The sequence below is a fragment of the Dactylosporangium sp. NPDC051087 genome (genome assembly GCF_055586325.1).
In genome coordinates, this window is record NZ_JBVJIJ010000039.1 from 32,416 (window position 1) to 45,123 (window position 12,708).

Consider the following 12,708-nt stretch of genomic DNA (forward strand, 5'->3'; position numbering starts at 1 on the left):
CCCCGGGGCGGCGCGGGTAGGCCGCGGCGCTGACCCGGGTCAGCGCGGCGGCTGACGACGGGCGGCGGCGGCCCGGCCTACGGTTCCGGCTCGACACGTCACGTTCGAGCCGAGAGGTCGCCATGCCACACCACCTTCGACGTCTGACGGCCGGGGCCTGCCTCGTCGCCGCGCCGCTGTTCTACATCGCGGGCCTGGTCGCCGATCCCGCCCTGCGCGCCGGTGACCAGGCCGACGGGGCCTACGGCCGGCACCTGGGGCAGGTGTCGGTGAGCGCCGCGCTGCTGCACTGGAGCTGGGTGCTGCTCGTGCCCGGCATCATCGGCATGATCCACCTCGTGCGCCGGCGCGCGGTCCTCCTCGGGCACGTCGCCGGGTGCGTCGCCCTCCTCGGCGTCGTCAACTTCTCCGCGCTGATGCTCGGCGACTTCTTCTACGCGCGGCTCGAGGCGGACCTCGGCACCGCGGAGGGCGACCGGCTCGCCGACGCCGCGTTCGCCGCCGGTGGCGCGCTCTGGGGATTCCAGGTGCCGGGGTTCCTCGGGCTGCTCGGGGTGCTGCTGCTCGGCCTGACGCTCGCGTACGACAAGCGGGCGCCGTGGTGGGCGCCGCCGGCGATGGTGATCGGCATGCTGGCCGGGCCGGTGTACCCGGTCGGCATGATCGCCGGGAGCCTGCTGTACGTCGCCGGCGCGGGCGTGATCGGGCTGCGGATGCTGCGGATGAGCGACGCCGAGTGGGCCGCCGACCCGGCCCCGGCTCAGCCGCCGGCCAGCGGGAACGTCGCGGCGACCGTGTAGCCGCCGCCGGGCCGGGCCCCGGCGCGCAGGGTGCCGCCGTGCAGCGCGGCCCGCTCCCGCATACCGGCGAGCCCGTGCCCGGCCGGCGCGTCGCCGTCGCCGGGCGCCGCTGCGGGTGCCTCGGCGGACCGGCCGTCGTCGCTGATCTCGACCGTGACCGCGTCGCCGGTGTAGCCGACGGTCACGTCGACGGTCGCCGCCCCGGCGTGCTTGAGCGCGTTGGTCAGCGCCTCCTGGACGATCCGGTACGCCGACAGCCCCAGCGCCGGCGGCAGCGGCAGCGGCGTGCCGGTCGTGGCCACCCGGACGTCGAGCCCGGCGGCGCGCAGCGGCCCGGCCAGGTCGTCGAGGCGGTCCAGGCCGGCCGGTGGCTGCCCGTTGCGCAGGACACCGAGCAGCATCCGCAGCTCCTCCACCGTGTCCTGGCCGGCCCGCTCGACGCCCCGCAGCAGGTCCCGCTCCTTGTCGCGGGCCGGATCGGCGGACAGCAGCAGCCGTACGCCACCGGTCTGCAACGTCATCAGGCTGACGTTGTGGGAGATGACGTCGTGCAGCTCACGGGCGATGCGGGTGCGCTCCTCGGCGGCCGCGACCGCCGCCCGCTGTGCCATCCGGACCGTGCGCAGCGTCTGCCGGCGCAGCAGGATGCCGCTGCCGTACGCGACCCCCATGAACATGGCGCCGATGAGGCTCTCCGCGACGTCCTGCCCCGGCAGGGTCTGCAGCAGGGCGTACGCGGCGAGCACGGTCACGACGCCGGCGGCCCGCACGCGCGGTCCCGCCGGCTCGCTGCCGACCGTGTGCACCAGGATCAGGTTCGAGTAGAACTGCCACGCCGCGAGCGGGTAGTCGTCGTCCATGACCGCGACCCGGAACAGGGCCGACAGCAGGGTCAGCGCGGCGAGCGTGCCGACGGGGGAGCGGCGGCGCAGCACCAGCAGCACCCCGGCGGCGAGCGCACCCGTGGCGACGAGCCCCGGCCGGTGCACCTGGCCCGGTCCGGCGCCGGCGCGCCCGTACGCCTCGACGACCCCGGCACCGGCGACGGCGAGCGCCAGCAGGGCATCGAGCCACGACGGCCGCCAGGCGGGCACGCTCACCCGCCCGGCCGGACGATGCCCGCCTCGTAGCCGTAGACGACGGCCTGGACCCGGTCGCGCAGGCGCAGCTTCTGGAAGACCCGGCCGACGTGGGTCCGCACGGTCGCCTCGCCCACCAGCAGCCGCTCGCCGATCTCCGCGTTGGACAGCCCGCGTGCCAGCAGCTCCAGCACCTCACGTTCCCGGCCTGTCAGCGTGTCGAGCTCCGGCGCCGGGTCCGGCTCGGGACGCGCGGCGAACGACGCGATGACCCGCGTGGTCACCGCCGGGTCGATGAGCGCGTCACCGGCCGCCGCGACCCTGACCGCGTCGACGAGCTGCTCCGGCGGCGACACCTTGAGCAGGAACCCGCTGACCCCGAGCCGCAGCGCCGCGTGCAGGTGCTCGTCGGTGTCGAACATGGTCAGGAGCACGATCTTCGGCGGTCGCGGGTCGGCGAGCAGCTGCCGGGCCGCGGACAGCCCGTCCAGCCGCGGCATGGCGATGTCCATGACGAGCACGTCCGGGCGCAGCCGCCGCGCCGCCGCGACCGCCTCGGCGCCGTCCGCAGCCTCGCCGACCACGGTGATCGTCGCCGCGGCGGCCGTCTCCACCACCAGCCGCAGGCCCGCCCGGATCATCGCCTGGTCGTCGGCGATCACGAGTCTGACCTGCTCCGACATGTGTGCAGGATAGCCAGCGCCGGCACCGGCCCGGCGTGCGCCTCGGCCGGGTGGACCCTGCACGGATCGCGCGATTCTGCTTAGGATCCGCGGTGTTGCGTCGATGTGAGGGTGCAGAGTCGGCCGGATCGGGGTAGGCGAGCCGTGGATCGTGATCGGGACATGGCGATGGCCGCGATCCGTTCCGTCTACACGATCACCGGGCGGATCAACACCGGCGACACCGTCGTGGAGACGCTGCACCGCATCGCGGAGGCCGTCGTCGAGGGCGTCGGGTTCGGCGCCGCCGTGGTCAACTACCTGCATCCCGAGGGTGAGTACGAGGCGGTCGCCATCGCCGGGCCCGAGGAGGCGAGGGCCGAGCTGCTCGGCGTGCGGTACCCGGCGGCCGAGTTCGACGCGCACCTCGCCGCCGCCGACGCGTGGGGGCAGCTGCGCTACCTGCCGCACGAGCGGCACAACGACGGCATCCAGTCCTGGGTCCCGTCCCCGGCCGGCGGTGCGGAGGACATCCCCGACGAGGAGCGCTGGCACCCCCTCGACGCCCTGTTCGCGCCGCTGTGCGCGCCCGACGGGTCGATGGTCGGCGTGCTCAGCGTCGACCTGCCCGCGGACGGCAGACGGCCCGGCGCGTTCCAGCGGGAGCTGCTGGAGATGCTCGCCGCGCAGGCCGGCATCGCGATCAACAACGCCAACCTCGTCGAGGCGCTGCGCCGGGAGCGCCAGCACCTGGAGGCCAGCGAGGCCGCGTTCCGGCTCGCGTTCAACGGCGCCGGCACCGGCATGTGCATGATCGGCCTGGAGGGCGCCGACATGACCCGGCTGATCCGGGTCAACCCCGCCCTGTGCGAGCTGTTCGGCCGCGACGAGGACGTGCTCGTCTCGATGCGCTTCGGCGACCTCATCCACCCCGAGGACCTCGACCGCAGCAGGGCGGTCTTCGCCGGCCGTTCCGGGTCCATCCGCGACTACGAGGTCCGCTGCGTGCGCGGTGACGGCGAGACGATCTGGGTCTCCGCGACGATGTCGGTCGTCGGCGGGTCGCCGGCGTTCGCGATCACGCAGGTGCAGGACATCACCGACCGCAAGGCGACCGAGGCCGACCTGGTGCGGCGGGCGTCCCGCGACCCGCTGACCGGCCTGGTCAACCGCGACGCCTTCGCCGAGCCGCTCGCGGCCGCGATCCGGCGGGCCCGCACCGAGCGGGTGATCAGTGCGCTGCTCTTCTGCGACCTCGACGACTTCAAGGTCGTCAACGACACCCTCGGCCACGACGCTGGCGACGCGGTCCTCGTCGCCGTCGCGCAGCGCCTCGTCTCGCTGGTACGGCCCACCGACACCGTCGCCCGGCTCGGCGGCGACGAGTTCGTGGTGCTCACCGGCAACGTCGCCGCCGCCGACCTCGGCGCGCTCGTCGACCGCCTGGAGCGCTCCGTCGCCGCACCCGTCACGCACCAGGGGCACATCATGCGGGTCCGGGTCAGCGTCGGCGTGGCCGTGATCGATGACACGGTCGAGGACCCGGGCGCCGCGCTGCGCGCCGCCGACCGGGCGATGTACCTGGTCAAGGGCGGCCGTCACGCCGGGGAGGTGACCGGCCGGGTGACAGCGTTCGGTGATCGTTCGGGTGCGCCGGGTGGATTGCCGTTGCTGCGGTTGGCCCGGCCGGAAGCGGCCCAGTAGGGTCGGATGGTCCGCTCCGGTCGACCTGCACCCCATCGGGTGCTGCCGGGCGGGCGCCGTCGAGTCGCGAGACGTTCGCGAGCCGGGGACCCACGTAGTCCTCTGGGGTGTATCCGTGGCCGAGCCACGGTAGGGCGATGCTTCCCGCCCGAACCCGTCAGCTAACCCGGTAGGCGGCCACGGAAGGAGTCTGCGCCGATGCTTGTCGCCCGCATGACCTTGTAACGCCGCACCGCTGATCCCCCCTTCCTGCGCGCCGCCCTCCTGGCGGCGTGCCGATGCTGCCTGCCACGAAGAGGAAATATCAGTAGTGAAGCCATTGCCACGCCAGTTCAATCCGCGACATCGCCGGCCCGCGTTCAACGCCCTGCTCGGCGCCAAGGCCGGCACCGTCTCGGTCGCCGTGCTGTCCGCCACGATCCTGGCCGGGGTGCCGGCCGAGTCACCGCCGTTCACCGGCTCCGCGTATGCCGAGCCGGGCGCCGTCGCCACGTCCTCGCCGTCCGCTTCCGCGTCGCCGTCCGGGTCCGCTTCGCCGTCCGTTTCGGCGCCGGCCGGCGGGCCGCTCGCCGTCGCGGTGCCCGCCGTGCCGCCGGTGCCGCCCGCGCCGCCCGCGCCGCCCGCGCCGCCCGTCGTCCGGCCGGTCGCCGGCCTCGATCAGCGGCAGATGGACAACGCCGCGATCATCGTCAAGCAGGGCCGGGCGCAGGGCATGCCCGACCAGGCCCTCGTCGTGGCGGTCGCGACCGCGATGCAGGAGAGCGACCTGTACAACGTCGCCAGCTCCGCCGTCCCGTCCAGCCTGGGGCTGCCGCACGAGGGGGTCTCGTCCGACCACGACTCGGTCGGGCTGTTCCAGCAACGGGCCAGCCAGGGCTGGGGCACCGTGGCCGAGCTGATGGACCCGGCGCACTCCGCGATGCTCTTCTACTCCGCGCTGTCCCGCGTGCAGGGCTGGCAGCGGATGAGCGTGACCGCGGCCGCGCAGGCGGTGCAGCGCTCGGCGTTCCCCGGTGCGTATCAGAAGCACGCGACCCGCGCGACGCAGGTCGTCGGCGCCCTCACCTGAGGCCCGTGACCGCACCGCACCGGCTCGGTCCGGTGCGGTGCGGTGCGGTTTCAGGCGGGGTGGCGGGTGGCCCAGCGGGCCAGGGCGACGAGTTCGGCGACCGCGGCCGGCTCCGGGATCGCCAGGTCGAGGGCGAGCAGCGCCTGCGCCAGGAGATCCTCGGCCTGCTGGACGCACCAGGTGCGGGCACCGGCCCGCTCGATGACCTTCGCGGCGCGTTCGAGGTCGGCGTCGCTGAGGCGGCGCTCGCGGTGCAGCAGGTCGTCGAGCTCTTCGGCGCCCGCGGCGAGGGCCGCGGCGACCGGCAGTGACCGCCGGCCCCGGCGCAGGTCCGGGAAGGTCGGGCGGCCCGTCACGGCGGGGTCGCCCCAGATGCCCTGCACGTCCTCGGTGAACTGCACGGCCAGGCCCAGCCGCACGCCGAACAGCCGCAGCTGCTCCACCCTGGCGTGGTCGCCGCCGCCGGCGATCGCGCCGAGCGCGCACGCGCAGCCGAGGAGGGCGCCGCTGCGCTGCTCGACCGCGGTGATGCAGTCCCGGAGCAGGTCGCTGCCGGACCGGCGGGCGGTGGTGGTGCCGAGCTCGGTGTGCCGGCCCTGCAGGAGCTGCTGGACGGTGTCGCCGAGGACGCGCACGCCCGCTCGGTCGACGGGCGCCGGCGGCCGCCGGCCGGCGTCGGCGCACGGGTCGGGGACCCGGTCGGCGGTCACGCCGTCGCGGGGTTCGCCGTCGGTGCCGGCCGGGGGCCGTCCCGCCCGAGGCGCTTCGGCCGGTGCCCGGTCCGCCCCGGTTCGTGCGGGGGACGGCGTTGCCGGTACATCGGCATCGGCGGAAACGGAGAACGGTGCGGCACGGGTGGCCTGGCGCAGCGGGCGCGGGACCCGTCGCGTGGGGTCGCCCGTCGCGGCCACGTCGAACGCGAGGGCCAGCATCGCCTCCCCGCCCAGCGTGGCCGGGTGCGGGCCGACGACGCTCCAGGCGGTCGGCCGGTGCCGGCGGGTCAGGTCGCCGTCGAACAGGTCCCGCTGCAGCACCGACCACTGGTGCACCAGCTCCACCGCCACCGCGCCCGGCACCGCGTCGTGCGGGTCACCGCCGACGGCGCCGGCGCTCACGAGGGTCAGCGCCGCGCGGGTACGAGCGACCACCGGCTCCTCGTCGACGGCCCCCAGCTGCAGCTCGGCCACCTCACGCGAGGGCGCCGGGAGCCGGCCGACGGCCGTGCGCAGCGGCGGCTCGACCAGCAGCCCCGCCCAGGCGAGGACGTCGTCGACGGAGCGCAGCACGGTGACCATCAGCCGGACACCGCCGGGCGGAGGACAAGCACCGGTCACGCACCACCCTTGTCGGATCCGGACATGGACGTGCGCCGATCAATGCCGGCGCCGTGGACCGATCAAGTATGCCGCCGGAGCCGGCCTGACACGCCCAAAACCACGATGGTGGGCGCGTCAGCGCATCGCCTCCCGCAGGGACGGATCCGGTGCCGACACGACCGCCGCCTGGCGGTGCCGCAACGCCTCCCACGCCGCTTTCGGCCCGGCCGCGACGTCCCTGGCCGTGTTGTACAGGATCGTCACCCGCTGGCAGCCCTCGCACAGGGCGGGCACGCCGTACGCGTCGACCCCGAGCCGCCGGCAGAGCGTCACCGCGCGGTGCAGGTGCAGCTCCTGGCTGACGAGGAGGGCCTTGGTCACGCCGTACACGTCATGGGCGCGGCGGCACGTGTCATAGGTGTCCAGTCCGTGCGGGTCGACGACCATCCTGGCCGGGTCGACGCCCTGCGCCGCCAGGTAGTCGCGCATGACGCGGACCTCGTCGCCGGAGCCGCCCTGGGCGTCGCCGGAGATGAGCAGCGCCCGGACCTTGCCGGTGGTGAGCAGCTTCGCGGCGACGTCGAGCCGGCCCTTGAGGAACGGCATCGGCTCCTGCCCGCCGGGCGCGACCTGGGCGCCGAAGACGATCGCGACCCCGGCGTCCGGCGCCTCCGCGGCGGGGCCCACGCGGCCGATGGACGCGGCCCGCACCCACACGGTCGGCGCCAGGACGAGCGCGGCGACGACACCGCCGGTGAGGACGACCCTGAGCAGGATCCGCCGCCGGCGCTCCAGCGGGGTCTCCCGCCCCTGCGGCAGCCGCTCGCGCCAGCGGGCCGCGCGCCTGGCCCGCTCGACCTCGAAGAGGAACCACGGCGGCACCGTCCGGCCGGCCCGCAGCCTCGCCCGGTCGTCGTCGCCGAGATACCCGGTGACGTGGTCGACCGCCACCGAATACGCCGCCATCCGCGCCGCGCCGCCGCCCCGGGACCGCAGCAGCATCCACGCGCCCAGCGTGACGAACGTCGCCAGCCAGCCCAGGGGCCCCGGGCGGCGGCTGCGACGGCGCAGCCGCTCCTGCACGGCCAGCCAGGCCACCCGCTCGTCACGCAGTTTCGGCATGGCGGCAGCATCGCACGGGGTTGTGTGGTGGCGGTGCCCGTGTGGTGTTCGACGTGTGGAGTCGTAAATTGTCGTACGCGCGAGGCAGGATGTATCCCTCGGGTTGGGGAGGTGGCGTCGGGTGGCCGGCAAGATCAAGGACGAGGACATCGCCCTGGTTCGGGAGCGCACCGCGATCGCGGATGTGATCTCCGAGCATGTGACGCTGAAGTCGGCGGGTGGCGGCAACCTCAAGGGGCTCTGCCCGTTCCACGACGAGAAGACCGCCTCGTTCAACGTGTCGCCCGCCCGCAACGTGTATTTCTGTCACGGCTGCGGCGCCGGCGGCGACGCCATCAAGTTCCTGATGGACCACGACCACCTGACGTTCGTCGAGTCGGTCGAGCGCCTCGCCGGCCGCGCCGGCCTGCAGCTGCAGTATGTGGAGGCGGGCAGCGCGCCGGTCCGCCAGACGGGGCAGAAGCAGCGCCTCATCGCCGCCCACGCCGAGGCGGCCCGCTTCTATGCCGAGCAGCTCGGCTCGCCCGGCGCCCGGCTCGCCCGCGAGTTCCTCGCCCAGCGCGGCTTCGGCCGCGAGGAGGCCGAGCGCTATGGCTGCGGCTTCGCCCCCGAGGGCTGGGATCCGCTGAGCAAGCACCTGCGCCTCAAGGGCTACACGGCCCAGGAGCTGATCACCGCCGGGCTGTCCAAGGAGGCGCGCTCCGGCAGCCTCATCGACCGGTTCCGCCGCCGGCTGCTCTGGCCGATCAAGGACATCTCCGGCGACGTGATCGGCTTCGGGGCGCGCAAGCTCTTCGACGACGACGACGGCCCGAAATACCTCAACACGCCCGAGAGCCCCCTCTACAAGAAGTCGCACGTGTTGTATGGGGTCGACCAGGCCAAACGCGAGATCGCCAAGCAGAGCAAGGTGGTCATCGTCGAGGGATACACGGACGTGATGGCCTGCCACCTGTCCGACGTGCCGGTGGCCGTCGCGACCTGCGGCACCGCCTTCGGCGCCGACCACATCGCCGTCCTGCGCCGCCTCCTGCTCGACGCCGACGGCTACGGCGGCGAGATCATCTTCACCTTCGACGGCGACGCCGCCGGGCAGAAGGCGGCCCTGCGCGCCTTCGAGGACGACCAGCGCTTCGTGGCACAGACCTTCATCGCCGTCGGCCCCAACGGCATGGACCCGTGCGAGCTGCGCATGGCCAAGGGCCCCGTCGCGGTCCGCGACCTCGTCGCCGACCGGCAGCCACTGCTCGACTTCGCCCTGCGCTCCGTCATCCAGCGCTTCGACCTCGACACCGCCGAGGGCCGCGTCGGCGCCCTCAAGGCCACCGCGCCCCTGGTCGCGAAGATCAAGGACCGCACGCTGCGCCCCGAGTATGCCCGCAAGCTCGCCGGCGACCTCGGCATGGAGCTCGAGACCGTCCAGCGCTCCGTCGGCGCCGCCGCCAAGGGCCTCGTCGAGGCGCCCGCCACCCCGGCCCGCAAGATCCTGGCCCCGGACAGCGCCGAGGCCCTCGTCGAGCGCGAGGCCCTCAAGCTCGCCCTGCAGCAGCCCGCCCTGGCCGGCCCGATGTTCGACGTCATCGGCGCCGACATCTACGCCCACCCCACTTACACCCTCCTGCGCGCCGCGATCACCGAGGCCGGCGGCGCCTCCTCCGCGACCGGCGGTGCCGTCTGGATCGAGCGGGTCCGCGAGGCCTGCACCGAGCCCGCGGCGGCCGCCCTGGTCAGCGAGCTGGCCGTCGAGCCCCTGCGCCTCGACGGCGAGCCAGACCCGCGCTATGTCGAGGCCACGATCGTCCGGCTGCAGCTGCCCGCCCTCAACCGCCGTATCGCCGACCTCAAGTCCAAGCAGCAGCGCATCAACCCGGTCACCAACGCCGACGAGTATCTGCGCCTGTTCAGCGAGCTGGTGTCGTTGGAGCAGCACGCCAGGGCCCTCCGCGACCGCGGCGCCAGCCGCTGGTGACCGCTCCGCCCGGCGGCTGGGGTTGGTGGCTGGGGTTGATGGCTCGGGTTGATGGCTCGGGTTGATGGCTCGGCCGGCTTTGCGGCTTTGCGGCTTCGGCGGTGGCTCGGCCGGATCGGCTTCCCCGGCGATGGCTCGGCGGTCTTGGCGGCCCAGTGACCCCCGCCCGGCTTGGGGCCGGGCTGGCTTCGGGCCGGGTTGGCTTGGCGTCGGGTTGGCTTCGGGCCGGGTTGGCTTGGCGTCGGATTGGCTTGGCGTCGGACTGGTGGCTCGGCGCGGACCGGTCGTCCGGCGCGGTGGGGTGCGCAGTGCGGCGTCATCGCGAGCCCGCGCGTCGCGTCGCGCGTCACCATCGGGGCCGCGTGCCATGACCGGTTCGCGTGCTGGCACCTCGCTGTGGACGCCGTTTCGCAGTGGCCGCCACCGCGCCGCGGGGTGCCGTCGCGGCGGGTGACGTCACTCGCAGTGCGTGGGCGGGATGTGGAGGACTTCCTCGCCGTGTACGGCATCCAGGTGTCCGTGCTCGGGCGGTGGCCGGGAGCGGGCCAGGAGCAGCGGCCCGGTTGTCCAGTGCCTGGCGACGGGGCGTGGTCCGCTGCCGCGGGGTGCCGAGCCGGTGTGAGTCGATGCGCGTGCCGCGGTGCCTGTGCGGTGCCGGGGCGGTGCGGGGCAGGGCCGGGCGGTGCGGGGCAGGGCCGGGCGGGGCGGTGCGGGGCGGGGCGGTGCGGGGCAGGGCGGTGCGGGGCGGGGCGGGGCAGGGCGGGGCAGGGCGGGTTTGAAGCGGTGTGGGTGTGGGGCGGTGTGGCGGCCGGGTGGCGGTGTGCGGGCGGTTGGCGGGGTGTGGTTCGGTGGTGGTGGGTGGTCCGGTCGCGGTGGGTGCGGCCGTTCGACAGAAGGAGAGCGTCGTGTTCGGCTTCCTGAAGAAGCGCCGCCTGCCGGCAGGTCAGCAGCCCGCCCTCGCCGCCGACGAGCGGGTGCTGTCCTGGGCGGGTGCGGCCGGTGACAACGTCGTGGTGGTCACCAACCTCGGGCTGTGGCTGCCGGGCGCGGGGGAGCGGCTCGGCTGGCACGAGATCCACAAGGCGACGTGGTCGGGGCGGCAGCTGGCGCTGATCGCCGCCCGGGAGCAGCCGGTCGACGGCCCCGGCGGGTATGTCGTCATGGAGGACCTGCCGCCGCTGGTCATCACGCTGCTCGACCCGGACAGGGTGCCGGAGCAGGTGCGGACCCGGGTCAACAAGTCGATCGCGCACACCTCGCACCACCCGCTCGCCGCGGGCTTCGGTGTCAGGGTCGTCGCCCGGCGGGTCAGCGGTGTGGACGGGCTGCGCTGGACCGTCCGGTACGACGAAGGCGTCGACCCGGCCGCCCCGGGCGTCGCCGAGCAGACCGCGGTGCTGGTCGGGCAGGCCCGCGACGCGATCGGCACCCCGGCCTGAGCCCTCCGGTCAGGGACGGTCGGTGGTGGGCTCGCCGGCGGGAGCGGGCGCCGGTGCCGCCGGTGCCGCCGGTGCCGCGGGGCGCCCGCGGCGGCGGAGCAGGTGGACGACGGCGGCCGTGACGAGGGCGACGTCGAGGAACGCGCCGGGCACCTTCGTCTTCGTGGCCAGGCCGAGACTGTCGGGCAGCGTGAGCAGCGGCAGGCCCGCCGCCGCGACCAGGACCACGGTGCGCAGCCGTCCGGTGAGCGTGGTGCCGGCCAGGAGGGCGATGCCGGCGATCGCGTACCAGGCGTAGAACACCGGGCCGAGCACCGCCGCGGCGAGCATGCCGCACCCCGCCGCGGTGAGCACCACGTCCTGCCCGCGCAGGCCGGCCGGGGTGAGCGTCACGTCCTGCCCGTGCCGGTCCGTCGCGGCGGCCGGTTCCTGACCGGCGGCGGCGCCCGGCCGGCCTTCGCCGGCCCGCAGGCCGGTGCGGCGCAGGGCGGCGAGGGTCGTCGCGGTCCGCCACCACAGCACCACCAGGCCCGTCGCCAACGCCAGCAGCCCTGCGGCCCGCGCGATCGCCACCGCCGTCGCGAACGACTCGGGGTGGCCGGCTATGCGCAGTACGTAACCGGCGGTCATGCCCACGCCGGTCGGGATCGACAGCCACTGGACCATCGTGCTGGTGGAGCCGAGAGCGGCGAGGAAGCCGAGGCCGTGGCCGGTGAGCAGGGCCAGGAGCGCGTAGGCGGCACCGATCGACGTGACGAAGGCGGCGGTGCCGGTCCAGCGGGCTCTGGTCGTACCGGCGGAAAAGACCAACAGGAGTGCGAAAGGGACGGCGGCCAGCGCGGTGACCTTGACGGCGACGGCGAGGCCGAAGGCGAGCCCGGCCGCTGCCGCAGGCGCGGCACCCGGACGGCGGGCGGCGACGAACCCGGCGAGGAGCAGGCCGGCGAGGACGACGTCGTTGTGGGCGCCGGACACGACGTGGACGAGGACGAGGGGGCTGGCGGCCAGCAGCGCGTTGCCGCGGGAGAGGCGGTGCACGGCGGCGACGCACAGGACCAGGCCGAGCACGGCGGCGAGGCGCAGCAGCAGTACGACGGCGGGAAGGCTGCCGTGCGAGAGCCAGGCCGCGGCGCCCTCGACGGCGATCCACAGTGGACCGTAGGGCGTGGGGGTCTCCCGCCACAGCTCGGGCACGTCGGAGAGCCACGTGCAGGGCAGCGCCGCGGGGCCGACCTGGTAGAGGTCGAGGCCGGCGTTGAAGAGCTGGCCCTGGCAGGCGTACGCATACACGTCGTGGCTGCCCAGCGGCGGCGCGAACAGCAGCGGGACGCTCCAGAGCGCGGCGGTGACCAGGACGCTTCGCTGGTCGGTCTCCTCGCGCAGCGTCCACCACGCGCGGATCAGCATCGCGAGCGCGACGAACCAGACGACGACGCCGAGCACCCACGCGCCGTCGTGCGGCACGGGCTTGCCGGCCAGGAAACCGCTGGCGGCGAGCAGGACGGTGGCGGCCAGCCCGAGCCAGCGCGGGTTGACGCTCACCGGGCC

At 74.8% G+C, this 12,708-nt stretch carries 10 protein-coding genes and 1 riboswitch; of the genes, 5 read left to right on the plus strand and 5 right to left on the minus strand.

Translation table 11 applies throughout. The features are described from left to right. Positions 1-122 precede the first annotated feature (122 nt). Positions 123-800, plus strand: coding sequence for a hypothetical protein (locus tag ACZ6TV_RS47905; protein WP_465307045.1), 678 nt, complete (start codon positions 123-125; stop codon positions 798-800). Here ACZ6TV_RS47905 and ACZ6TV_RS47910 read toward each other — a convergent pair. Together ACZ6TV_RS47910 and ACZ6TV_RS47915 are read right to left on the minus strand one after the other, a co-directional pair. Next, on the minus strand, positions 761-1,900 hold the full coding sequence (locus ACZ6TV_RS47910) for a sensor histidine kinase (protein ID WP_465307047.1): 1,140 nt from the start codon (positions 1,898-1,900) through the stop codon (positions 761-763). The genes ACZ6TV_RS47905 and ACZ6TV_RS47910 overlap by 40 nt on opposite strands. Continuing rightward, the gene (locus ACZ6TV_RS47915; RefSeq protein WP_465307049.1) at positions 1,897-2,562 is read right to left on the minus strand and encodes a response regulator; all 666 of its coding nucleotides are present in this window, start codon (positions 2,560-2,562) and stop codon (positions 1,897-1,899) included. Before ACZ6TV_RS47915 ends, ACZ6TV_RS47910 begins: the two co-directional genes overlap by 4 nt. 144 nt (positions 2,563-2,706) lie before the next feature. Between ACZ6TV_RS47915 and ACZ6TV_RS47920 the strand changes: the two genes are divergently transcribed. Then, positions 2,707-4,245 carry a diguanylate cyclase domain-containing protein gene (locus tag ACZ6TV_RS47920; protein WP_465307051.1) on the plus strand — a complete coding sequence of 513 codons (1,539 nt, stop codon included), beginning with the start codon at positions 2,707-2,709 and terminating at the stop codon, positions 4,243-4,245. 47 nt (positions 4,246-4,292) lie between these two features. Further along, positions 4,293-4,436, plus strand: a riboswitch (cyclic di-AMP (ydaO/yuaA leader). Between the two features lie 119 nt (positions 4,437-4,555). Further along, positions 4,556-5,314, plus strand: coding sequence for a hypothetical protein (locus ACZ6TV_RS47925; protein ID WP_465307053.1), 759 nt, complete (start codon positions 4,556-4,558; stop codon positions 5,312-5,314). 50 nt (positions 5,315-5,364) lie between these two features. On the opposite strand, the gene ACZ6TV_RS47930 is transcribed toward ACZ6TV_RS47925, so the two are convergent. Continuing rightward, positions 5,365-6,609 (minus strand): polyprenyl synthetase family protein, encoded by a 1,245-nt coding sequence (locus ACZ6TV_RS47930; protein WP_465307055.1) that lies wholly within the window; start codon positions 6,607-6,609, stop codon positions 5,365-5,367. 156 nt (positions 6,610-6,765) lie between these two features. Continuing rightward, positions 6,766-7,752 (minus strand): SanA/YdcF family protein, encoded by a 987-nt coding sequence (locus ACZ6TV_RS47935; RefSeq protein ID WP_465307057.1) that lies wholly within the window; start codon positions 7,750-7,752, stop codon positions 6,766-6,768. Between the two features lie 121 nt (positions 7,753-7,873). On the opposite strand from ACZ6TV_RS47935, the gene dnaG reads away from it, so the two are divergent. Continuing rightward, positions 7,874-9,721: a DNA primase gene (gene dnaG, locus ACZ6TV_RS47940; RefSeq protein WP_465307059.1), complete on the plus strand. Its 1,848-nt coding sequence runs from the start codon at positions 7,874-7,876 to the stop codon at positions 9,719-9,721. A gap of 905 nt (positions 9,722-10,626) precedes the next feature. After that, complete coding sequence (locus tag ACZ6TV_RS47945) at positions 10,627-11,160, plus strand: hypothetical protein (RefSeq protein ID WP_465307060.1); 534 nt, start codon at positions 10,627-10,629, stop codon at positions 11,158-11,160. A 9-nt stretch (positions 11,161-11,169) separates the two neighbouring features. On the opposite strand, the gene mptB is transcribed toward ACZ6TV_RS47945, so the two are convergent. Continuing rightward, positions 11,170-12,702, minus strand: a complete 1,533-nt coding sequence (gene mptB / locus ACZ6TV_RS47950) for a polyprenol phosphomannose-dependent alpha 1,6 mannosyltransferase MptB (RefSeq protein ID WP_465307062.1) — start codon at positions 12,700-12,702, stop codon at positions 11,170-11,172. Positions 12,703-12,708 lie beyond the last annotated feature (6 nt).